The sequence below is a fragment of the Streptomyces sp. NPDC052107 genome (assembly GCF_040680215.1).
Classification (GTDB): Bacteria; Actinomycetota; Actinomycetes; order Streptomycetales; family Streptomycetaceae; genus Streptomyces.
In genome coordinates this window covers 1-21,682 of sequence record NZ_JBFAWG010000008.1, presented here as the reverse complement: position 1 = coordinate 21,682, position 21,682 = coordinate 1, and the positions used below count along the sequence as shown (strand labels likewise).

The following is a 21,682-nucleotide window of genomic DNA, read 5'->3' as shown; positions in this document are numbered from 1 at the left end:
GTCCGTCAACGGAGGCGCCGGTGCGCGTGATCGTCCGGACCGTCAGCGAGCTGTGCATCACCGTCGGTGCCCTGATCGTGCTGTTCGTTGCTTATGTGCTGTTCTGGACGGGCGTGCGGGCCGACGGCGCCATGAACGACCAGATCGACCAGTTGCACCGGCAGTGGTCGCAGGGGAGCGTGCGGCCGACGGCCGCACCGGGCAAGAAGGCGGCCGCCGCGGGTGAGCAGACGGTCGCCGTGACGAAACCGGCGCCGTACCACTACGGCAAGGCCTTCGCGATCATGTACATCCCACGGCTCGGTTTCACGTGGAACAAGCCGGTCCTGGAGGGCACCGGCCGGGATGTGCTGGCGAAGGGACTCGCCCACTACGCGGGCACTGCCCAGCTCGGACAGGAGGGGAACTTCGCGGTGGCCGGTCACCGGCGCACGTACGGTGACCCGTTCAAGGACTTCCCCAAGTTGCGGCGTGGGGACGCCGTTGTCCTCACGGACGGGACGACCTGGTTCACGTATCGGATCGACAAAGGGCCCTACAAAACCGTGCCCACGGACGTTGAGGTGATCGACCCTGTGCCACGTAAGTCCGGGTATACGCGTCCGGGCCGGTATCTGACGCTGACCACGTGCGATCCGGAATGGGGACACAGTCACCGGCTGATCGTCTGGGCGCACCTGGACTCGACACAGTCTGTGGAGGCAGGCGAACCGAGGGCTCTGCGCCGTTAGTCTGGTGGCGTACGGCGTGAGTCAGGTGCCGTGGGGATACGGAAGGAACGGCATGTACGGCTGGATCTGGCGGCATCTGCCGGGAAACGCGTGGATGAAGGCGCTGATCTCCCTCGTCCTGATCCTGGCCGTGATCTACATCCTCTTCCAGTACGTCTTCCCCTGGGCCGAACCGCTGCTGCCCTTCAACGATGTGACGGTGGACAACCAGTGAGTGCGCGGATTCTCGTCGTCGACAACTACGACAGCTTCGTCTTCAACCTCGTCCAGTACCTGTATCAGCTGGGGGCCGAGTGCGAGGTGCTGCGCAACGACGAGGTGTCGACGTCGCACGCCCAGGACGGCTTCGACGGGGTGCTGCTCTCGCCCGGACCGGGGACGCCGGAGGAGGCGGGCGTGTGTGTGGACATGGTTCGCCACTGCGCGTCGACCGGTGTCCCCGTCTTCGGTGTCTGCCTCGGCATGCAGTCGATGCAGGTGGCGTACGGCGGTGTGGTGGACCGGGCGCCGGAGCTGCTGCACGGCAAGACCTCGCTGGTGGAGCACGAGGGCAAGGGTGTTTTCACGGGCCTGCCCTCGCCGTTCACGGCGACCCGCTACCACTCCCTGGCCGCCGAGCCGGCGACGGTACCGGCCGAGCTGGAAGTGACCGCCCGCACCCACGACGGCATCATCATGGGCCTGCGGCACCGTGAACTTCCGGTCGAGGGCGTCCAGTTCCACCCCGAGTCGGTCCTGACCGAGCACGGGCACCGGATGCTGGCCAACTGGCTGGTGGAGTGCGGCGATCAGGGTGCCGTGGCGAGGTCGACGGGGCTGGCCCCGGTGGTGGGCAGGGCCACGGCGTGACCGCGCTGCGCCCGGAGCGCGAGACCGATGCCTCGTACGGGGATCAGTCGTACGAGGCTTCCGGTGCGCTTGGGGACTGGGACGCGGCGGGCGCGGCGCAGCAGGAGCAGTACGGCGAGCAGTTCGGCGAGTCGCGTGGTGAACCGTATGGCGGGTCATTTGAGGCGTCGTACAGCGATCAGTACGCCGATCACTACGGCCATCGGCACGGGGATCGGTACGACGATCGGTATGACGACGTGTACCGGCCTGTCCCGGACGACGAGACGATGGCGCTGCGGATTCCCGGTGATCCGCGGCCGGGTGCCGATGGGGAGCCCGTGGGCGCCGCCTCTGTGGCCTCTAGGGCCCCTTCCGCCTCCTTCGCCACCGCACCCCCGGTCGGTGGCCGTGCGGCCCGCAGAAAGGCCGCCAAGCGCCGTGGAGGGCGCCATGGCGGCGGACGGGAGGCGGCAGCCACGGAGACGGCGGAGACCGGGGAGCCCGGCCGGCCGTTGTCCCGGATGGAGGCGCGGCGGCAGGCGCGGCTGCGCAAGCCGAGTCCGGGCGTCATCGCGAGCCGGGCGATCGGCGAGGTGTTCATCACCACCGGCGTGCTGATGCTGCTGTTCGTCACCTATCAGCTGTGGTGGACCAACGTCCGCGCCAACGCGCAGGCGGGCAGCGAGACGCACCAGCTCCAGAACGACTGGGCGAGCGGCAAGCGCAACCCGGGGGTCTTCGCGCCCGGTCAGGGTTTCGCCATCCTGCACATACCCAAGTTGGACGTGGTCGCGCCGATCGCGGAGGGCGTCAGCACCGAGAGGGTGCTCAACAAGGGCATGGTCGGGCACTACGGCGAGGCCCCGCTGAAGACGGCGATGCCCGATGCGAAGACCGGCAACTTCGGTCTCGCCGCCCATCGCAACACGCACGGCGAACCGTTCCGGTACATCAACAGGCTCGAGCCGGGGGATGCTGTCGTGGTCGAGACGCAGGATTCGTACTTCGTGTACAAGGTGACTTCGACGTTGCCGGTGACCTCGCCGGCCAACACGAGCGTGCTGGACCCCATCCCGAAGGGCTCGGGCTTCACCAAGCCCGGCCGCTACATCACCCTCACCACCTGCACGCCGGAGTTCACCAGCAAGTACCGGCTGATCGTCTGGGGCAAGATGGTCGAGGAACGCCCGCGCAGCAAGGGCAAGCCGGACGCGCTCATCGAACAGGGCTGACGCGAGTTAGGGCAGAGGCAGAGGACACTGTGGCAGCGACCGCCGACGACACCGAAGAACACACGGACGCGTCCGATTCGAGACCCGCGCGGCGGGGCCGGCGTCCGGGCCGTATAGCGACGGCTGTCAGCGTCCTCGGTGAACTCCTCATCACAGCCGGGCTGTTGCTCGCCCTGTTCGTCGTCTACTCGCTGTGGTGGACGAACGTGATAGCGGACCGCAAAGCGGACAAGCAGGCCGAAAAGGTGCGTCAGCACTGGGTGCACGCCACGGACTCCGGGCCCGGTGCACTGGACACCAAGGACGGCATCGGCTTCCTGCACGTGCCGGCCATGAAGAACGGCGAGGTCCTGGTCGAGAAGGGCACGGGCACGAACGTCCTGAACGACGGTGTGGCCGGCTACTACACGGACCCCGTCAAGGCGGCCCTCCCCATGACCGGCAAGGACGGCAACTTCACCCTCGCCGCCCACCGGGACGGGCACGGCGCGAAGTTCCACAACATCGACAAGCTGAAGAAGGGCGATCCGATCGTCTTCGAGACGCGGGACGACTGGTACGTCTACAAGGTCTACTCGATCCTGCCGGAGACCTCGAAGTACAACGTCAAGGTCATCGACCAGGTCCCGAAGGAGTCCGGCAAGAAGAAGCCGGGGCACTACATCACGCTGACGACGTGCACGCCGGTGTACACCTCGGAGTACCGGTACGTGGTGTGGGGCGAGCTGGTCCGGGTGGAGAAGGTGGACAGTGAGCGGACGCCTCCGGCGGAGTTGCGAGGCTGACAGAGGTTCTTCGAGTACCTCTGTCCTCTAGCATGTCGAAGGTCCGAAGCCGCAACCACTCATTGCGGCTTCGGACCTCTTTGTGTCAGGCCGTGCTACTCCAGCACCTTCAACGGCTCCCCGGAGCTCCATTCCTCAAGCAGCCCACGGTGTACGGCCGTGATCCCCGTCTCGGCGGCGATGCGCACAGCGTCACGGGTGAAGGGGCAGGTCGCCACGAAGAGCGCCACTTCCGCGCTGTACAGAACCTTGGCAGCGCCGACGAACTTCTGCACGTCGGGGCTGGTGATGTCGAGGTAGGGCGCGAACCGCTTGCACTGGACGACAGGGCGTCGACCGCCGGCCGTGCGCCCGGTGATGTCGACACCCCGGTCTCCATGCCCGCCCTGCACGACGACGTCGGTGCATCCGTCACGGCGCAGCAGTGTGGCGATGTGTTGCTCGAATGTGCGTCCGTTCATGGCGTCCATGGAGGCCATGACTCCGCCGGCGGGTCGGTCGTCTCGCGTCCCTTCGAGCCGCTCCAGCCGGGCATGGTGTTGGTGGAGCCGTCGTTCGATGCGCTGAACTCCCGCCCGCAGAGCGATCAGCTCCCTGCGATGCTCGCCCGACGTTTCGATCAAGGCGTTGAACATCGGCACGACCGTCTTGCCGAGGATGCGGGTGATGCGCTGGTCGATGCGGTCGTCGAGGGACAGCGGCGCTGTGTGGACCGGGTTTTCCACAGGCTGGGTACGGGCCAGGTACTCCATGTCGAGGAGGTACACACGTACCTGACGTGCGACTTCGCTGTCGCGGAGCAGCATGGCGACGTTGAGGACGGCGCGGCGGGGATACAGCGCGAGTGATCGGGAGCGTGAACGGATCCCACAGACCTCCTTGAAGGAAGTCAGTTCTGTACCTGCCAAAACTCGGTACCCGCTGGCTTCCAGTTCCTCCCGGTGGTCGACAACTACCGATTCGATGGCTTTGAGGCCGACATTGAAGTACGCCGCCACCATCGCCGTCGTCACATGCATCCCGTCCGGCAGCAGTGACAGCGCCTTGACTCTGTCGAGCACGTCCGTGCGGTTCAGCACGCTGCTGCGCAGTGTCTTGGATTCCAGCAGCGCCGATTCGTTGATCACGTTCTGCCCTTCGGGTCGTCGTGGCCATCTGGCCTGGGCAGAGACTCGATTCCCCACCCCACCCGATCAACGAGCCGTGTCATGCGAAGACAGGATCGGTAGGGGCACCGCGGTGCGATCACGGCAAGGTCCCGCTGCATCACCCGCACGAATACGGGTCAGCCCAGGAACCAGGTTCCTGGGCTGACCCGTATGTCGGTGGCTGGGTCAGCCGTTGATGCCGCCGAAGATGCCGCCGTTGTTACCGCCGTTGTCGCCGCCGACGTCGACGGTCTGCAGGATGATCTGGGTGTTGCTCGGGTCGGCCGGGGTGCCCTGTGTCGGGGTCTGCTGGACGACCCGGGCCTTGTCGTCGTTCGGGCCGTTGACCTGGATGTTCGTGAAGCCCTTTTGATGCAGGATGTCCTGGGCCTGCTTCAGGGTCAGGGTCGTGACGTTCGGCACCGGCGTCTGCTGTTGGCCCTGGAACTGGCCCACGTTGACCGTTACGGGTGTGTTCTTGCTGACCTGCTGGCCCACCGCCGGGTTGGTCGAGAGGACCTTGCCGTCGTCGTCCTGGTTGGGGGTGGGGGTCGGGGTGCAGGTGGAGCTGGGTGCCAGGCCCAGCTGCTGCAGCTCGGCCCTCGCCTCGTCGCAGGACTTGCCGACGATGTCGCTGGGGATGGTGACCTTGTCCTCGGCCTTGGCGACCGTGAGGGTGATCACGGTGCCCTTCTGCTTGCTTGTGCCGCCCGCCGGGTCCTGGTTGATGACCACGTTGGGTGTCTGGGAGGACACCTGGGTCTTCTTCTCGACCTTGAAGCCCTTGTCCGTCAGCTGGGACTGGGCCTGGTCGAACTGGATGCCGCGGACGTCCGGCACGGTGACCTTCGGCGCGCCCGTGGACACCGTCAAGTTGACCGTGCTGCCCTTGTCCACTTCCGTCTTCGCCTGCGGGTCCTGGGTGCAGACGTTGCCCTTGGGCTGGTCGTCGCAGGGCTTCCTGGTGATCGACACCTTCAGGTCGACGTTCTCGGCCATCTTCCTGGCCGTGTCCGCCGGCTGGCCGACGAACGTCGGCACCGGCACCTTGCCGTCGCCCGTGTTGCCGCCGCTGGCGACCCACTTCCCGATCAGGATCGCGCCGATCAGGACCAGGATGCCCGCGACCACGAGGAGGATCGTGGAGGTGTTGGACTTCTTCTGCTGGCGGCGGCGGCCGGTGGGTTCGTCGTAGCCGTAGCCGCCGTCGTCCGGGTTCATCGGCGGGAGCATGCTGGTCGCTCCCGCGCCGGCGTCCGGGCGCAGGGCCGTCGTCGGCTGGTCGTCGGGGTAGCCGCCGTAGCCCACCGCGCCCATCGCGGCCGTCGCCGCGACCGGTTGGCCGTCCAGGCAGGCCTCGATGTCGACGCGCATCTCGTCGGCCGACTGGTAGCGGTAGTTCGGGTCCTTGACCAGTGCCTTCAGGACGATCGCGTCCATCTCGGGCGTGATCTCGGGGTCGAAGACCGACGGGGGCTGGGGTTCCTCGCGGACGTGCTGGTAGGCCACCGCGACGGGGGAGTCGCCCACGAAGGGGGGCCGTACCGTCAGCAGCTCGTACAGGAGGCAACCCGTCGAGTACAGGTCCGAGCGGGCGTCGACCTGCTCGCCCTTCGCCTGTTCCGGCGACAGGTACTGGGCCGTGCCGATCACCGCGGCCGTCTGGGTCATGGTCATGCCGGCGTCGCCCATGGCGCGGGCGATGCCGAAGTCCATCACCTTGACCTGGCCGTTGCGCGTGAGCATGACGTTGGCCGGCTTGATGTCGCGGTGGACGATGCCGTTGCGGTGGGCGTACTCCAGGCCCTGGAGGATGCCGATGGTCATCTCCATCGCGCGCTCCGGCAGCAGCTTGCGGCCGCTGTGAAGAAGCTCACGCAGGGTGGAGCCGTCGACGTACTCCATCACGATGTAGGGGATGGAGACCCCGTCGATGTAGTCCTCGCCCGTGTCGTAGACCGCGACGATCGCGGGGTGGTTGAGCGAGGCGGCCGACTGGGCCTCCCGGCGGAACCTGGCCTGGAAGGAAGGGTCGCGTGCCAGGTCGGCGCGCAGGGTCTTCACTGCCACGGTGCGGCCCAGGCGGGTGTCATGCGCGAGGTAGACCTCGGCCATGCCACCACGGCCGAGCACCTGGCCCAGCTCGTACCGGCCGCCGAGGCGACGCGGCTCTTCCATAGCTACCTACCAGCCCTCTCCGTCGGTCCCGACCACACCCACGTGTGGTCCGGCGGTGTGCTGTCCCTGGCATACGCTACCGGGCGTCACCCTTGTGCTCGGCACGGCAGGGAAAGCTGATACCGGACCGGTACAGCTCATTCGACTGGTGGTCTTCGCGCAAAACGGTAGATGTCAGCGGATTTCCGAGTCAATCTTGGCGAGCGCCGCCCTGGCTTGTGCGGCGGCCGCTTTCAGGGGCTTGGCGTTCTGCCGGATGGCGCGCTTTTGCAGGGCCACCTCGACTGTGTGCCATGTCTCTGCGTACAAGGACTTCTTCTTGCACTCGACGTCGTCGACCGCGGTGGCGGTCTCCTGCGGGGCGGCGGTGTAGCTGCTTGCCGCGACGGAGGACTTCGTGCCCGGGGCGGACCACTTGGGGTCCTCCAGGGCTTCCACGGGGTTCTTGTACGGGTAGCCCTTTGCCTTCATGCAGTCACGCCACTTGTTCTGTGCGTAGAGCACGGGGCCGGTCTTCAGCGCGTCGTCCCAGATCCTCTTCTGCAGGACGGTGACCCGCGTCTGGAACGGCAGGTCGGGGCCCGGCAGCCCGAGCTTCCGGTAGGCCTCCCCGCGGCATCCGCCGGCCGGGACCTCGACGCCTGTGATCTTCGCGCTGTCTTCGCCGGTGTAGATGGCTATCGTGCGGCGGCTGACATGGTCGAGCCTGTGGTTGGCCTTCTTGTCCAGCTCGGTTGCCTGCTTGGCGGACATGCCCGCGGGGAGCGGCGCTTTGTATCCGTACCGGCGGGCCGAATTCAGATCGGTCACTCCGTAGCGGCGCGAGTTCCAGGGAATGTTCGCGGACTTCTCGGGCTTGGCGGGCCATTTCCGGCCCAGGCGGTTCATACAGGCGCCGGCCAGTTTGTCCACCGCGATCTCCAGGTCGCCCATCTGGTCCTGATCGAAGAAGTAGTCGTCCAACGGCATCCGAAAGCGTGTGCCGTTGTACAGATCCGGGTCGCTGGAGACCTTCACCCGGGACGTGGACTCGGCGCGGTTCGTCGTCGCGGAGCCGAATGTGCACGACGTCGTGAGGAGGACGACCAGGAGAGCGAGACCGTACTTCTTGTTCATGAGCCTTCCAGAAAGATCGGGCCGCCGGCTGGCTTCCGGCGGCCCGGCGACCTGCTGCCCCGGCCGGTATTCCGGGGAAATGCTTACTTGGGGCAGGTCGAATTACTGGCGAAGCAGTGCGAGCTCCAGGTGTTGTCCTCGCCCAGGGAGCCCCAGTTCTGCTTGCCGCCACCGCTCAGACCCAGGCTGAAGCCGGTGTAGTTGGAGTAGGTGAAGAACCAGACCGTGGTGTCGGGGTCGCGGTTCCAGGAAGAGGAGACGGAGTTGTCGATCGACGTATTGGTGCCGTAATAGGTACCGGTGTAGTCCGGCTTGCTGTACAGCGTGTCGTAAACAGCACCGGAGTAGTTGGCGTTGTAGTAGAGGCAGACTTCGCCGCCGTTGGAGCTTTCACAGCTGCCGTTGTAGCTACCGGCGTACGACGTCCCGCTGGCTATCGCGAAAAGGGCTGCGGCGGAGCAAGCGACGGCAACCGCGCGGCGGATTCCGGAGATGGGAAACCCCTCCTTCGTAGATGTGTTCGATGGCGCGCTTGTGGATCTTACGGGTTTGAACTGTTCGCTTCAAGCACAGTAAAAAATCGGAAGCGTTCATTCCGAATGTGGGGAATGAAGGGGGGTGAAAAGAGACGAAAAAATGCCCTGCCCCGGGTTCCGGGCAGGGCATCGGAGGGAATTCTCCCGCTCAGCCGCAGTGTTCCCAGTTGCTCTCCCACTTGTAGGTCTGGCCGCCGCCCCAGCGGATGCACTTGCCCGCGGACGGCTCGGAGTAGACCGGACCCGCGTACTCGTAGTAGTAGTCGGAGTCCTCGTGGCTCGGGTTGCCGGGGGTCTGGACGAGAGCCATCGTCACGGTCTTCTTGTCGAGGTTGCTCGTCTTGAGCGTCACCACGCAGTTCCTGGTCCCGTTGAAGAGCAGGTAGACGGTGGCGCCGTAACCGGTGACGACGTGGCTGTCGATCACGGAGTAGCCCGAACCGCACTGGGAGGCCGGCGAGGCCAGGGCGGCCGCCTGTGCCTGCGTCGTTCCAAGGGCGAGGGCCGAAGCGGTCATCGCCGCGGCGAGCACGCCCGCGCGAACCTTGTTCACATCTCCCCCGTCGTTGTCATGAACGGTGAAGATCGTAGTGCCGTCGTGATCACCGAAGGGAGTCGAGAACCGGACGGATGTCAGGAACCTGACTTGCTCTTGATGACCGCCTGCATCACGTTCTTGGCGATCGGCGCGGCCAGGCCGCCGCCGGAGATGTCGTCGCGGTTGGCGCTCTCGTCCTCGATCACCACGGCCACGGCGACCGGCGAGCTGCCGTCGGGCAGCTTGGCGTAGGAGATGAACCACGCGTACGGGTTGGCGCTGTTCGCCACACCGTGCTGGGCGGTACCGGTCTTGCCGCCGACGGTGACACCGTTGATCTGCGCGTTCGTACCGGTGCCCTTCTCGACCACCGTCTGCATCATCGACTGCAGGATCTGCGCGTTGGCCGGCGACAGCGGCCGGCTCATCTCCTCCGGCTGGGTCTTCTGGACCGGGTCGAGGTTGGAGGACTGCAGCTCGTCGACCATGTACGGCTTCATCAGCTTGCCGTCGTTGGCGACCGCCGAGGCGACCATGGCCATCTGCAGCGGGGTCGCGGCGGTGTCGAACTGGCCGATCGAGCTGAGCGCCGTCTGGGGGCGGTCCATCTCCTTGGGGAAGACCGACGCGTTCGACCGCACCGGGGTGAACTGCTCGGCGTTGAAGCCGAACTTCTCGGCCTCCTTCAGCATCTTGTCCTTGCCGAGCTGGTCACCGATGTGACCGAAGACCGTGTTGCAGGAGATGCGCAGCGCTTCCCGCAGGGACACGTTCTTACACTGGATGCTGCCCTCGTTCTTCAGCTCGCGCGTGGTGTTCGGCAGCGTGTAGGGCTGCGGGGAGTCGGTGGCCTGGTCCGCCGAGTTGTACAGCCCGTTCTCCAGCGCCGCCGCGGCGGTGACCACCTTGAACGTGGAGCCCGGCGGGTAGGTCTCGCGCAGTGCGCGGTTCAGCATCGGGTCGGAGGGGTTGTTCTTCTTCTGGAGCTTGGTCCAGGCCTTGGAGTCGCTGTCGCGGTCGCCCGCGAAGGACGAGGGGTCGTACGACGGGTAGGAGGCCAGTGCCAGGATCTTGCCGGTGGAGGGCTCCAGGGCGACGACCGCGCCCTTGCCGCCCTGCTTGGCCAGCCCGCTGAACGCCGCCTTCTGCGCGGCCGCGTTCAGCGTGGTGACGACGTTGCCGCCCTGCTTGGGCTTGCCGGTGATCATGTCGAGGGTGTTGCGGAAGAAGAGCCGGTCGTCGTTGCCGGTGAGGATGCCGTCGTCGAGCTTCTCCAGCTGGCTGCCGTCGAAGGCCTGAGAGGAGTAGCCGGTGACCGGCGCCCACATGGGCCCGTCCTTGTAGGTGCGCCGGTACTTGAACTGCCTGCCCTTGGACTCGGCGGAGCCCGTTATCGGGTTGCCGTCGACGATGATGTCGCCGCGCGGGTGGGAGTAGCGCTCGATGCGGACCCGGAGGTTGTCCTGGTCGCCGGCGAGCTGGTCGGCCTTGACGTACTGGAGGTAGTTGTCACGGATCAGCAGGGCCAGCACGAGGAGGCCGCAGAAGATCGCGATCCGGCGCAGGGGCTTGTTCATGACGGGCGGACCACCTGGGTCATCTCGGCGTCGGGGTTCGTGGCGGGGGCAGGCGCCGGGCGGCGGGCGGTGTCGCTGATGCGGATGAGGATGCCGATCAGCGCCCAGTTGGCCAGCACGGAGGAGCCACCGGAGGCCAGGAACGGCATGGTCATGCCGGTCAGCGGGATGAGGCCCATCACACCGCCGGCCACGACGAACACCTGCAGGGCGAAGGCGCCGGACAGGCCGACAGCGAGCAGCTTGCCGAACGGGTCGCGGGCGGCGAGGGCGGTGCGCACGCCGCGCTCCACGATCAGGCCGTAGATCAGCAGGATCGCCATGATGCCCGCGAGACCCAGCTCCTCGCCGAAGGTCGCGAGGACGAAGTCGGAGTTGGCGGCGAACTTGATCAGGTCCGAGTGGCCCTGGCCCCAGCCGGTGCCGAGGGTGCCGCCGGAGCCGAACGCCCACAGAGACTGCTGAAGCTGGTCGGAGTGGAGGATGCCGTCGTGGGTGACCTGGCGGCTGAGCTGGTATTCGCGCATCGGGTTGAGCCAGGCCTGCACACGCGTCTGGATGTGCGGTTCGAAGCTCGCCACGCCGACGGCGCCGACCGCGGACATCAGCAGACCGAAGACGATCCAGCTGGTCCGCTCGGTGGCGACGTACAGCATGATGACGAACATTCCGAAGAACAGCAGCGAGGTGCCGAGGTCGGTCTCGAAGACCAGGATGAGGATCGAGATCGCCCAGACGACCAGGATGGGGCCGAGGTCGCGGCCGCGCGGCAGGTACAGGCCCATGAAGCGGCGGCTGGCGAGGGCCAGGGCGTCGCGCTTGACCATCAGGTAGCCGGCGAAGAAGACCGCGAGGATGATCTTCGCGAACTCACCGGGCTGGAGGGAGCCCAGGCCGGGGATCCTGATCCAGATCTTGGCGCCGTAGATGTTGGCCCCGAGGCCCGGCACCAGCGGCAGGATGAGCAGGACCAGAGCGCAGAACATCGAGATGTAGGTGTAGCGCTGCAGGACCCGGTGATCCTTCAGGAAGATCAGCACCGCCGCGAACACGGCGATGGCCAGCGCCGTGTACAGCAGCTGGCGGGGCGCGGCCGGGGAGAAGCCGCGCAGCGACTGCAGCAGCTTCGACTGGTCCAGCCGCCAGATGACGACGAGCCCGAGCCCGTTGAGCAGCGTGGCCAGCGGCAGCAGCAGCGGGTCGGCGTACGGGGCGAACTTCCGTACGGCGAGATGGGCGACGCCGGCCAGCAGACCGAGACCGAGGCCGTAGCTCAGCAGCCCGGCGGGCACCGAGTCGTTGATGGCCAGACCCACGTTGGCGTAGGCGAACACCGGGATGGCCACGGCGAAGACCAGCAGGGCCAGTTCGGTGTTGCGGCGGCTCGGCGCGCCGATCGCGCCGATCGTGGACGTGTGGTGCGTCGGCGAGTTAGTCGTACTGCTCATCGTGTGACAGGGCCTCTCGCGGCTTCGCTACTGCTTGCCGCACTGATCGACGACCTTCTGCTCATCCTCGGAGAGGCTCGGGCCGGGGTTCGGAGTGGCGGATGCGGACGGGGGCTTCGAAGGGTTCTTCGTAGCGGGCGCCGAACCGGATGGGTGCGGTGTCGGTGACGCCTTGGACGTGAAGGCGGTACGGGTGGCTCCCGTGGTGCCTCCGGCCTCGCCCTGGCCCGTCCTGGCGTTCTGCTGCGACTCGGCCGCCGTGCGTTCCGCCTGCTTCTTGCACGCGGAGGCCTGCACCGACAGTGCCTCGATCTTCGCCTGGGCCTGCTGCAGACCGCCCGCCGCGATCGTGTTCTTGACCTGCTTCTGCTGGTAGGGCGGCAGGTACTTGAGTTCGATCTCGGGGTGGTCCTTCTCCACCTTCGACAGCGACACCCAGGCCAGGTCCTGGCTGATCCCGCGGTACAGCGCCACGTGCTCGCTGTTGGCGCCGACGTAGTACTGCGTCTGCGTCCAGCGGTAGCCGCCGTAGAGGCCGCCGCCGACGACGGCGAGGGCGAGCGCGCTGTAGAGGGATCTCTTCAGCCACTTGCGCCCGCCGCGCGGCTTGGTGAAGTCGCCGTCGGCGTAGTCGTCGAAGCTGCCCGCCGGGATGTACCCGGTGGTGTCGCCGGAGCCGGGCGGGCCGAACTCGCCGCCGCCGTGCCCGGGTCCCCGGCGGCCCAGGTGGGAGGCTCGGCCGGCCGGGGTCTGCATGATGCCGTTGTCGTGCAGATGGTGCTGGTTCTCGGCGACCGCGCCGACCACGACCGGCTGGTCGGACAGCTGCCCGGCGAGGGTGTCACCGGTGTCCAGGTCCAGGACGTCGGCGACGATGACGGTGATGTTGTCGGGGCCGCCGCCGCGCAGCGCGAGCTGGATCAGCTCCTGCACGGTCTCCTGCGGGCCCTGGTAGCTGGCGAGGGTCTCCTCGATCGTCTGGTGGGAGACGACCGCGGACAGACCGTCGGAGCAGATCAGATAGCGGTCGCCGGCCCGGACCTCGCGGATCGACAGGTCGGGCTCGACGTGGTCGCCGCTGCCGAGGGCGCGCATCAGCAGGGAACGCTGGGGGTGAGTGGTGGCTTCTTCCTCAGTGATCCGGCCCTCGTCGACGAGCCGCTGCACCCAGGTGTGGTCCTGGGTGATCTGCGTGAGAACTCCGTCACGCAGCAGATAGGCGCGGGAGTCGCCGACGTGCACCAGGCCGAGCCGCTGGCCGGTCCACAGCAGGGCGGTGAGGGTCGTCCCCATGCCCTCCAGCTGGGGGTCCTCCTCGACCATGGCGCGCAGCTGGTCGTTGGCGCGCTGCACGGCCGCGCCGAGGGAGGTGAGGATGTCGGAGCCGGGCACGTCGTCGTCGAGCGTGACCAGGGTGGAGATCACCTCGGAGGAGGCGACCTCGCCGGCCGCCTGGCCGCCCATGCCGTCGGCGATCGCGAGCAGCCGCGGGCCGGCATAACCCGAGTCCTCGTTGCCCTCCCGGATCATGCCTTTGTGCGATCCGGCGGCAAAGCGCAGTGACAGACTCATGCGCACCTCGCCCGTCGGCTCCGAATGCAGCCGGTCGTGTCGAGCCACACTGCCCACCCTCCGGTCGGGAGCGCGCCGGAGGCCGGGGTGCGGCCTGCTTCTGCGTGCTCGCTCCGCTCGCTCATTGTCGTACTACTTCCGCAGCTCGATGACGGTCTTGCCGATGCGGATCGGCGCGCCCAGCGGGATCGGCGTGGGGGTCGTCAGCCGGGACCGGTCCAGGTATGTGCCGTTGGTGGAGCCGAGGTCCTCGACGATCCACTGGCCGTCGCGGTCCGGGTAGATCCTGGCATGACGACTGGAGGCGTAGTCGTCGTCCAGCACGATCGTCGAGTCGTGGGCCCGGCCCAGCGTGATCGTCTGGCCCTGCAGCGCGACCGTCGTGCCGGTCAGCGTGCCCTCGGTCACCACCAGCTTGGCGGGAGCGTTACGACCGCGCCGGCCGCCGCCCTGCTGGGCGCGCTGCGGCGGGGGCGCGGACTGCTTCCGGGCCGCCTGCTGCCGGCCCGGCGCCTGCGCACGCCCGGCCTCCCTGCGTGATCCGCGCTGGGTGACGCGCGTACCGAACAGGTCGCTCCGGATGACCTGCACGGCCACGATCACGAACAGCCACAGTACGGCCAGGAAACCCAGCCGCATGACCGTGAGGGTCAGCTCTGACATTGCCCCCGCTTCACCCTTCGGCTTGCCTATAGATAACGGTGGTGCTGCCCACGACGATCCGCGAGCCGTCGCGGAGCGTAGCGCGGGTGGTGTGCTGCCCGTCCACCACGATGCCGTTGGTGGAACCGAGATCCTGGATCGTCGAGGGCGTTCCGGTCCGGATCTCGCAGTGCCGGCGGGAGACGCCGGGGTCGTCGATCCGCACGTCGGCGTCGGTGCTGCGGCCCAGCACCAGCGTCGTGCGGGAGATCTGGTGGCGGGTGCCGTTGATCTCGATCCAGTAGCGGGTGCGCCCGCCGCTCATCGGAGCGGCCGCGGGCCGCTGGGTGGCGGGCTGGGGATAGCCGTAGCCGCCGGGGCGGGCGCCGGGCGGCGGCGCGGACGGCATCGGGGGCGCGCCGGCGGGCGTGGCGGGCGGGTAGCCGTACCCGCCCTGGGCGCCCTGCCCGGGACGCCCGGGGGCCGAGGCCGCGGGGGCCTGCTGCGCCTGCTGGCTGCTGGAGGAGGCGAGGGTGCGCGAGCGCACCCGGTACAGGCCGGTGTCGAGGTCGTCGGCCTTCTCCAGGTTGACCTTGATCGGGCCCATGAAGGTGTAGCGCTGCTGCTTGGCGTAGTCGCGCACCATGCCGGCCAGCTCGTCGCCGAGCTGCCCGGAGTAGGGGCTGAGGCGCTCGTAGTCCGGCGTGCTCAGCTCCACGATGAAGTCGTTCGGTACGACGGTCCGGTCGCGGTTCCAGATCGTGGCGTTGTTGTCGCACTCACGCTGGAGCGCGCCGGCGATCTCCACGGGCTGGACCTCGGACTTGAAGACCTTGGCGAAGGTGCCGTTCACCAGACCTTCGAGACGCTGCTCGAACTTCTTCAGGACTCCCATGGGGCACCTCCTCAATCCTTGCCGTTGCCTTGCCCTGCTGTGTGGCCGCTGCCTTGCCTGTACTGCTGGTTCCGCTGGTACTGCTACTGATCGTATCTACGCGCCCGGCAATCAGCCGGTTCCCCCAGCGGCTCCCCTTCGAACTCCCGGTACGCGCTCCTGCTGCCATGGATCGTAGAGGGGGGCGCAGACCAGTGTCCCGCACCTGGCTGTGGACCCGGGCCGCCTCCTGGGGAGATGCCGGGGACCGGTACGAGGTTGATACGTGAACTGGGTCTCCCTGATACGTGGGGGGTGGAGGGGGTGGGTAGGAGGGGCGCTTTGGGGTCCTTGGGGTCCTTGGGGTCCTTGGGTCGTTGGGTTGATTTGGGGTTCTTGGGCTTGATCTTGCGTCTTGGCCGCGGGCGCGGGCGCGGGCGCGAGTGCGGGTGCCGGCGCTGGGCGTGGCGGGTTGCGTCGGCGGTCTGCCGGGGCGTGGCGGGACTGGGCCTTCTCGGGTGTTGGGGCGGTCTCGGGCCGGGTGTGGGGCGGAGGGAAGGGATGTGAACCCACCCCGTACGACGTGCTAATGTTCTGGGTGTCGGAAGGGGCCAGCCTGAAAGGGCGGGAGTCGGAAGACGCACCCAATGCGCGGGTGGCGGAATAGGCAGACGCGCTGGATTCAGGTTCCAGTGCCCGCAAGGGCGTGGGGGTTCAACTCCCCCCTCGCGCACAGAGACGAGACGGGTCTCTGCCGGTGACGGAAGTCACGGCAGAGACCCGTCTCGCGTTTTGCTCCGTGCCGTGAGGGATCGCACAGGCTGTGGACGGACGGGGCCGGGCCATCGGTGAGCTATCTCACGGAAGGGGCCGGTCGGGCCTCCGGGGCCGGCTGGGTGTTCGGGCTTGTGCACAGGGTGCGGTCCCGGCGCGGGGCGTGCGCCGGGGTGAGGTGGCCGGTCGGCGCCGGATCCTCGGTTCTCCTGGGGCTCAGGTCTCGCTCGGCTGGCACCGTGGGCACCACACCGTCCCGCGGCCTCCCAGACGGGAGCGGCGCAGGTGGGTGTGGCAGCGGGGGCAGATCGGGTCGGGGGCGTCGCGGTGGCCGGTGAGCCACGCATCGCGCGGTGGCACGCAGCCGGCGGTGACCGCGGAACGCAGCGTGCGCCGCATCTGGGTGTACAGGTGCCGGCGTTCGCTCTCGGTCAGATCGCCGGCCCGGGTGCCGGGGTGCAGCCCCGCACGCCACAGGATCTCGTCGGCGAGCAGATTGCCGAGACCGGCCAGGACGGACTGGTCGGTCAGCGCCGTTTTGATGTGACCGCGGCGGGCGCCGAGCACGGCCTCGAAGTCCTCACGGTCCACCGCCAGCGCATCGGGACCCTGACGGTCCAGCAGCCGGGCGACACCGGAGTCGTCGTCGGCCAGCCAGAGGCCCTGGAGCTTGCGCTGGTCGCGATAGCGGAGCTGGCGGTCGCCACTCAGGTCGAACAGGACGCGGTCATGTGCCTCGACGGCGTCGTCGGGACGGGCGCAGAGCAGCCGGCCGGTCATGCCGAAGTGCAGCAGGAGGGTGGGGCCGCCGGTGTGGGCGAGCAGCCACTTGCCGTGCCGCTCCGGCTCGGTGAACCGCCGGCCCTCCAGCGCGTCGCGCAGCCGCTGTGCGCTCACCCCGTGCAGGACGCCCGCGTCGCGCACGTCGACGCGGGCGATGGCCCTGCCCTTCGCGCAGGACACGAGCACCCTGCGGAACCCCTCGTCGTCCGGCAGCTCAGGCATGGCGGACGTCCTTGCGGCGGCTTACGACGCCCGGGGCCTGACGGGGGAGAAACGTCGGAGCGGGTGTGGGTGTGGGTGCGGGAGCCGGAGCGGATGTGGTCGCGGACGCTCGTTTGTGCCTCAGGTCCATGGCAGCCTCCTCGCTGCGCTGGGCCGATGACGATGACGATGACGATGACGATGACGGAGCCGATGCCGAAGGTGGGTGCGGGTGTCCGGCGCGGCACGTGCTTTCGAGTGCCCGGCGCGTTGCCGTTCGTACCGTTCGCTCTCCCTGCTCCACCCACCCCGTGCGACAGGGCCGAGCACTTGACGCACACCGGCTGATGGGCGAGAGCTTCCTCACATGGTGGTCGGTGCCTCGCCGTGCGGCGCGGGTTGTCCACAAGGCGTCATCCACAGGCTGTCGTAATCCACACGCCCTCATCCACAGACCGTCATCCACAGGGTCTGACGCGTTACGGGCGCCGGTTGTACGGTCTGCACGAGTTGATGTTCGTGTCGATGTTCGCGCCGAAGGGCGTTCGGGGGAGGCGGTCGCGGTGACCGGAACCGGTCGGGAAGCGCTGGCGGACGCGGTGGACCGGGAGACACGGCGGCTGCCGTGGGTGCGCGGGTTCGCCCAGTGGCCGCGGCAGGGCTCGCCGAAGGAGGAGGGCAAGGCGCTGCGGACGAGCGTGCCGCGCGGCGCGCACCGCACGCTCGACCTGGACGCCTCCCGCCCCGACGCGGTGAGCGCGGTCATAGAGTCCAACGCCGGACGTATCGAGGAGCTGACCCCCATCCGCGTCGGACGGATGGCCGCGAGCCCCTTCGCCTTCCTGCGCGGTTCGGCCGGACTCATGGCGTACGACCTGGCCCGCACCCCCATGACCAGGATCGGCACCCAGATATGCGGAGACGCGCACGCGGCCAACTTCGGCCTGTACGGCGATCACCGCGGTGACCTCGTCATCGACCTCAACGACTTCGACGAGACCGTGCACGGCCCCTGGGAATGGGATCTGAAGCGGCTCGCCGTCTCGCTGGTGCTCGCCGGGCGGGAGGCGGGCGCCGACGAGGACACCTGCCGCGCGGCCGCACGGGACACGGTCGGCGCCTACCGCCGCACCATGCGCCTGCTCGCCAAGCTGCCGGTGCTGGAGGCGTGGAACGCCATCGCGGACGAGGAACTTGTCTCCCACACCGACGCCCACGACCTGCTCGGCACCCTGCAGCGGGTCTCGGAGAAGGCCCGCGCCAACACCAGCGGCCGGTTCGCGGCGAAGTCGACCGAGGCGGCGGCGGACGGCGGACGCCGCTTCGTGGACGCCTCGCCGGTCCTGCGTCGCATCCCGGACGCCGAGGCGGCGGCGGTCGCCGCGTCCCTGGAGGATTACCTGACGACGCTGTCCGAGGACCGGCACCCTCTGCTCGCCCGGCACACCGTGCACGACGTGGCCTTCCGGGTGGTCGGCACCGGCAGCGTCGGCACCCGGTCCTACGTCGTCCTGCTCCTCGACCACCGTGAGCAGCCGCTGGTCCTCCAGGTGAAGGAGGCCCGCCCCTCGGCGCTCGTCCCGCATCTGGCCACGGCCGGCTTCGAGGCGCCGCCGGTGGGACACGAGGGCCGCCGGGTCGTCCTCGGCCAGAAGCGGATGCAGGTGGTCAGCGACATCCTCCTCGGCTGGACCACGGCCTGTGGCCGTCCCTTCCAGGTCCGCCAGTTCCGCAATCGCAAGGGCAGCGTCGACCCCGCCGCCCTCGCCGCCGACCAGATCGACGACTACGCCCGCATGACCGGTGCCCTGCTGGCCCGCGCCCACTCGCACAGCGCCGATCCCCGCCTGATCGCCGGCTACTGCGGCAAGAACGAGGAGCTGGACGAGGCGATAGCCGCCTTCGCCGTCACCTACGCCGACCGCACGGAGGCGGATCATGCGGAGCTGGTGACGGGGATCCGGGCGGGCCGGATCGCGGCGGAGCTGGGCGTGTGAGGCGAGGGGGGCTTTCCAGGGCGGAGCCGCAGCGCCCCGTCAGGGGCGCGGGGAACTGCCCGAGCAACCACGACGGACGCGCACCCGGCAGACGACCGGTAGCCCCTACGGCGCCCTGCCGCATCCCCACCGCCTACCCTGTTCGCGTGACGACCCCGGATGCCGAACAGTCCCCGCGCCCCGAGGAGCGGCTCGAACAGGCCGTACGGGCCGCCGAGCAGGCGTTGATCGAGTACGAGATCGCCGTGGAGACGTTCCGCGTCGAGGTCGAGAACTTCTCCCGGCTGCATGAACAGCGGCTGGGCCCGCTCTACGCCCGCATCGAGGTGCTGGACGCCGAGATCGCCGAGGCCAGAGCCGCCCGCACCGGGGACCCGGAGGACCTCCGCCGCGCCGAGGAGGCCCGCGCGCGGATCCTGCCGATCCCCGGTGTGGAGGAGCTGCTGCACGGCTGGATGGACGGCCACGGCCTGTTCCCGGAAGCCGCCGCCATGCTCACCGACCAGGCCGTACGGCCCCCGGAGCGGGTGCGGCCCAGCGAGGAGGCCCGCAAGCTCTACCGCGAGCTGGCCCGCAAGGCGCACCCCGACCTCGTACAGGAGGAAGAGGAGCGGCAGCGGCGTGAGGAGTTCCTCAGCCGCGTCAACGCCGCCTACGCCCGCGGCGACGAGACGCTGCTGAAGGATCTGGCCGAGGAGTGGGCGGCAGGCCCGGTGCCGCCGGAGCGGCGCCCGAGCCCGGCCGATGAGCTGTACGCCCGCCTCGAATGGCTCGCCGAGCGCAAGGAACTGCTCACCCTCGTCGCCCGTGAACTGGAGGAGGGCGCGATCGCCGGCATGCTCCGGCTCGCACCGGACGACCCCGACGGGCTGCTCGAGGAGATCGCCGCCAAGCTGCGCTCCGACATCGCCCAGCGGGAGGCGGAGCTGGCGGCCCTGCTGGAGCAGGGCTGAGCCGAGACTCGCCTCGGCAGGCTTCGGGGACCTTCGGGTAGCGTCGGGGACATGAGTTTCGGAGCTGGTGTGCCCACGGTCGAGGTCACGGACCTCAAGGACGGCGACTTCCTGCTGGACGTCCGCGAGGACGACGAGTGGCAGGCGGGCCACGTCGAGGGAGCGCTGCACATCCCCATCAGCGAGTTCGTGGCCCGCTACGGCGAGCTGACCGAGGCCGCCCCGCAGGACAGCCGTGTCCACGTCATCTGCCGCTCCGGTGGCCGCTCGGCGCAGGTCACCATGTACCTGGTCCAGCAGGGCATCGACGCGGTGAACGTCGACGGCGGCATGCAGGTCTGGCAGGCCGCGGGCCGCCCCGTGATCGCCGACGACGGCCGGCCCGGCTTCGTCCTGTAGCTCGATTCCCCGCGGTCCCGGGGTCGCGTGGTCAGCCCAGAGGATGGGCGGCCAGCAGGTCCCCGAGCCTCTCCTCGTGCGCCGCCGCCGGGCCGAGCGCCAGCTCCAGGTGCTTGGCCCAGGCGTGATAGCGGTGCAGCGGGTAGTCGGTGTCGGCGCCGAACCCGCCGTGCAGATGCTGTGCCGTCTGCACCACGCGGCGCACCCCCTCCGCCGCCCAGATCTTCGCCACCGCGACATCCCCGGCGGCGGGCAGCGCCCCCGGCGCCCCGGAGGCGATCCGCCAGGCGGCCTGCCAGAGGGTGGCCTCCATCGCGCGCAGATCGATGTACCGGTCCGCGGCCTGCACGGCCACCGCCTGGAAGGTCGCGATCGGATACCCGAACTGCTCCCGCTTTCCGGTGTACTCGGCGGTCATCCTCAGCACCCGTTCGCCCAGCCCGAGCGCCAGCGCGCAGCTGCCGGTGGCGAGCAGTGCGTACAGCCACTCCCAGGCGCCGTCGGCCTCGATGACGTCGTCCGCGTCGATCCGCACGGACGTCAGCCGCAGCTCGGCCAGCCGCTCCCCGCTGGTGGACACCTGCTCGGCGAGCACCACCCCGTCCAGCTCGCGCGGTACCAGCGCGAGCACGGTCCGCTCGGCGGCCGTGCCCTCGAGGTGCGCCGGTACGACGACGAGGTCCGCGTCGTACGCCCACGGCACCGCCGTCTGCATCCCGTCCAGCACCCACACCGGACCGTCCCGCCGTGCGCCGACGGCCAGTTCGGCCGGGTCGTGGCCACTGCGGCCGTTCGCCGCGACGGTCAGCACCAGCTCACCCCGCCCGGCCCGGGCGAGCACGTGGTCCGCGAGCTGCGCGCTCCCGTAGGCCTGTACGGCCGCTGCCGCCGCGCTGTGCTCCAGCAGCGGCACCCGGGCGAGCACCTTGGCGGACTCCCGCAGCACCAGGCACAGCGCGATCGCGTCCAGCCCGGAACCGCCGTGCGCCTCGTCGAGCAGCAGGCTCAGCAGATCCGCCTCGGCCAGCCGGGACCACAGTTCCCGGTCGAAGCCCTCGGCCACGGCACCTGTGGTGAGTGCCGGGCTGGGCACCGCGTCCGGTGCCACGCCGGCGAACACCCCGCGCGCCGCCTCGGCCGCCGCCCGTTGCTCCTCGCTGAAGGTGAAGTCCACGGCCTGTCCCTCCGACGGGGTCGGTGATCTGACGGTGCGTCAAGATAGAACAGGTTCTAGGAGAAAGGAATGGCACTGGAGTCTTCGGTGTTCCGGGGCCCCCGGCGGAACGCCGTGCCGGTCGGATCGGTGTTCACCGTACGGACCGCGCACGACCGCGATCGCGTGCTGCTCGGCGCGGACAGCTCGGTGG

At 68.8% G+C, this 21,682-nt stretch carries 20 protein-coding genes and 1 tRNA gene; 9 read left to right on the top strand and 12 right to left on the bottom strand.

Features of this window, described 5'->3' with window-relative positions; translation table 11 throughout:
- The first annotated feature begins 20 nt into the window (after positions 1 to 20).
- From AB0M27_RS10965 to AB0M27_RS10945, 5 genes are read left to right on the top strand one after another with little or no spacing between them, the layout of a single operon-like run.
- Complete coding sequence (locus AB0M27_RS10965; protein ID WP_365720211.1) at positions 21 to 731, top strand: class E sortase; 711 nt, start codon at positions 21 to 23, stop codon at positions 729 to 731.
- 52 nt (positions 732 to 783) lie between these two features.
- Positions 784 to 945: a hypothetical protein gene (locus AB0M27_RS10960; protein WP_365720209.1), complete on the top strand. Its 162-nt coding sequence runs from the start codon at positions 784 to 786 to the stop codon at positions 943 to 945.
- Positions 942 to 1,580 (top strand): aminodeoxychorismate/anthranilate synthase component II, encoded by a 639-nt coding sequence (locus AB0M27_RS10955; RefSeq protein WP_365720207.1) that lies wholly within the window; start codon positions 942 to 944, stop codon positions 1,578 to 1,580. The genes AB0M27_RS10960 and AB0M27_RS10955 overlap by 4 nt, the downstream gene beginning before the upstream one ends.
- Complete coding sequence (locus tag AB0M27_RS10950) at positions 1,577 to 2,794, top strand: class E sortase (RefSeq protein ID WP_365720205.1); 1,218 nt, start codon at positions 1,577 to 1,579, stop codon at positions 2,792 to 2,794. Before AB0M27_RS10955 ends, AB0M27_RS10950 begins: the two co-directional genes overlap by 4 nt.
- A gap of 29 nt (positions 2,795 to 2,823) precedes the next feature.
- On the top strand, positions 2,824 to 3,579 hold the full coding sequence (locus tag AB0M27_RS10945; protein ID WP_365720203.1) for a class E sortase: 756 nt from the start codon (positions 2,824 to 2,826) through the stop codon (positions 3,577 to 3,579).
- A 95-nt stretch (positions 3,580 to 3,674) separates the two neighbouring features.
- Here the strand turns inward: AB0M27_RS10945 and AB0M27_RS10940 are convergent, their stop codons facing one another.
- The 10 genes from AB0M27_RS10940 to AB0M27_RS10895 form a co-directional block, all read right to left on the bottom strand.
- On the bottom strand, positions 3,675 to 4,706 hold the full coding sequence (locus AB0M27_RS10940; RefSeq protein ID WP_365720201.1) for a restriction endonuclease: 1,032 nt from the start codon (positions 4,704 to 4,706) through the stop codon (positions 3,675 to 3,677).
- Between the two features lie 207 nt (positions 4,707 to 4,913).
- Complete coding sequence (gene pknB / locus AB0M27_RS10935; protein WP_365720199.1) at positions 4,914 to 6,905, bottom strand: Stk1 family PASTA domain-containing Ser/Thr kinase; 1,992 nt, start codon at positions 6,903 to 6,905, stop codon at positions 4,914 to 4,916.
- A gap of 174 nt (positions 6,906 to 7,079) precedes the next feature.
- Positions 7,080 to 8,021, bottom strand: coding sequence for a hypothetical protein (locus AB0M27_RS10930; RefSeq protein WP_365720197.1), 942 nt, complete (start codon positions 8,019 to 8,021; stop codon positions 7,080 to 7,082).
- A gap of 83 nt (positions 8,022 to 8,104) precedes the next feature.
- The gene (locus AB0M27_RS10925; RefSeq protein ID WP_365720609.1) at positions 8,105 to 8,458 is read right to left on the bottom strand and encodes a peptidase inhibitor family I36 protein; all 354 of its coding nucleotides are present in this window, start codon (positions 8,456 to 8,458) and stop codon (positions 8,105 to 8,107) included.
- Positions 8,459 to 8,705: 247 nt separating this feature from the next.
- Positions 8,706 to 9,110 carry an acetyltransferase gene (locus tag AB0M27_RS10920; protein WP_365720195.1) on the bottom strand — a complete coding sequence of 135 codons (405 nt, stop codon included), beginning with the start codon at positions 9,108 to 9,110 and terminating at the stop codon, positions 8,706 to 8,708.
- 80 nt (positions 9,111 to 9,190) lie between these two features.
- On the bottom strand, positions 9,191 to 10,672 hold the full coding sequence (locus AB0M27_RS10915) for a penicillin-binding protein 2 (RefSeq protein ID WP_365720193.1): 1,482 nt from the start codon (positions 10,670 to 10,672) through the stop codon (positions 9,191 to 9,193).
- On the bottom strand, positions 10,669 to 12,120 hold the full coding sequence (locus AB0M27_RS10910) for an FtsW/RodA/SpoVE family cell cycle protein (protein ID WP_365720191.1): 1,452 nt from the start codon (positions 12,118 to 12,120) through the stop codon (positions 10,669 to 10,671). The genes AB0M27_RS10915 and AB0M27_RS10910 overlap by 4 nt, the downstream gene beginning before the upstream one ends.
- Positions 12,121 to 12,147: 27 nt before the next feature.
- A complete protein-coding gene (locus tag AB0M27_RS10905; RefSeq protein ID WP_365720189.1) occupies positions 12,148 to 13,692 on the bottom strand; it encodes a Stp1/IreP family PP2C-type Ser/Thr phosphatase in 1,545 nt (514 codons plus the stop codon).
- 132 nt (positions 13,693 to 13,824) lie between these two features.
- Positions 13,825 to 14,355 (bottom strand): FHA domain-containing protein, encoded by a 531-nt coding sequence (locus tag AB0M27_RS10900; protein WP_365720187.1) that lies wholly within the window; start codon positions 14,353 to 14,355, stop codon positions 13,825 to 13,827.
- Between the two features lie 10 nt (positions 14,356 to 14,365).
- Positions 14,366 to 15,229: a DUF3662 and FHA domain-containing protein gene (locus AB0M27_RS10895; RefSeq protein WP_365720185.1), complete on the bottom strand. Its 864-nt coding sequence runs from the start codon at positions 15,227 to 15,229 to the stop codon at positions 14,366 to 14,368.
- A 628-nt stretch (positions 15,230 to 15,857) separates the two neighbouring features.
- Between AB0M27_RS10895 and AB0M27_RS10890 the strand changes: the two genes are divergently transcribed.
- Positions 15,858 to 15,941: transfer RNA gene (locus AB0M27_RS10890), tRNA-Leu, on the top strand.
- Between the two features lie 257 nt (positions 15,942 to 16,198).
- Here AB0M27_RS10890 and AB0M27_RS10885 read toward each other — a convergent pair.
- Positions 16,199 to 16,987 (bottom strand): DNA-formamidopyrimidine glycosylase family protein, encoded by a 789-nt coding sequence (locus AB0M27_RS10885; RefSeq protein WP_365720183.1) that lies wholly within the window; start codon positions 16,985 to 16,987, stop codon positions 16,199 to 16,201.
- A 542-nt stretch (positions 16,988 to 17,529) separates the two neighbouring features.
- Here AB0M27_RS10885 and AB0M27_RS10880 point away from each other — a divergent pair.
- The 3 genes from AB0M27_RS10880 (at position 17,530) to AB0M27_RS10870 (ending at position 20,315) form a co-directional block, all read left to right on the top strand.
- On the top strand, positions 17,530 to 18,963 hold the full coding sequence (locus AB0M27_RS10880; RefSeq protein WP_365720180.1) for a DUF2252 domain-containing protein: 1,434 nt from the start codon (positions 17,530 to 17,532) through the stop codon (positions 18,961 to 18,963).
- Between the two features lie 146 nt (positions 18,964 to 19,109).
- A complete protein-coding gene (locus AB0M27_RS10875) occupies positions 19,110 to 19,916 on the top strand; it encodes a hypothetical protein (protein WP_365720178.1) in 807 nt (268 codons plus the stop codon).
- A 69-nt stretch (positions 19,917 to 19,985) separates the two neighbouring features.
- Positions 19,986 to 20,315, top strand: coding sequence for a rhodanese-like domain-containing protein (locus AB0M27_RS10870; RefSeq protein ID WP_365720607.1), 330 nt, complete (start codon positions 19,986 to 19,988; stop codon positions 20,313 to 20,315).
- 31 nt (positions 20,316 to 20,346) lie between these two features.
- On the opposite strand, the gene AB0M27_RS10865 is transcribed toward AB0M27_RS10870, so the two are convergent.
- On the bottom strand, positions 20,347 to 21,489 hold the full coding sequence (locus AB0M27_RS10865) for an acyl-CoA dehydrogenase family protein (RefSeq protein WP_365720176.1): 1,143 nt from the start codon (positions 21,487 to 21,489) through the stop codon (positions 20,347 to 20,349).
- Positions 21,490 to 21,682: the final 193 nt, after the last annotated feature.

What these genes read in the sequence shown, in the direction of transcription:
- AB0M27_RS10960 (WP_365720209.1), top strand. Translation starts at nt 784, where the DNA reads ATGTACGGCTGGATCTGGCGGCATCTGCCGGGAAACGCGTGGATGAAG.
- pknB (WP_365720199.1), bottom strand. Translation starts at nt 6,905, where the DNA reads ATGGAAGAGCCGCGTCGCCTCGGCGGCCGGTACGAGCTGGGCCAGGTG.
- AB0M27_RS10930 (WP_365720197.1), bottom strand. Translation starts at nt 8,021, where the DNA reads ATGAACAAGAAGTACGGTCTCGCTCTCCTGGTCGTCCTCCTCACGACG.
- AB0M27_RS10915 (WP_365720193.1), bottom strand. Translation starts at nt 10,672, where the DNA reads ATGAACAAGCCCCTGCGCCGGATCGCGATCTTCTGCGGCCTCCTCGTG.
- AB0M27_RS10910 (WP_365720191.1), bottom strand. Translation starts at nt 12,120, where the DNA reads ATGAGCAGTACGACTAACTCGCCGACGCACCACACGTCCACGATCGGC.
- AB0M27_RS10905 (WP_365720189.1), bottom strand. Translation starts at nt 13,692, where the DNA reads ATGAGTCTGTCACTGCGCTTTGCCGCCGGATCGCACAAAGGCATGATC.
- AB0M27_RS10900 (WP_365720187.1), bottom strand. Translation starts at nt 14,355, where the DNA reads ATGTCAGAGCTGACCCTCACGGTCATGCGGCTGGGTTTCCTGGCCGTA.
- AB0M27_RS10895 (WP_365720185.1), bottom strand. Translation starts at nt 15,229, where the DNA reads ATGGGAGTCCTGAAGAAGTTCGAGCAGCGTCTCGAAGGTCTGGTGAAC.
- AB0M27_RS10885 (WP_365720183.1), bottom strand. Translation starts at nt 16,987, where the DNA reads ATGCCTGAGCTGCCGGACGACGAGGGGTTCCGCAGGGTGCTCGTGTCC.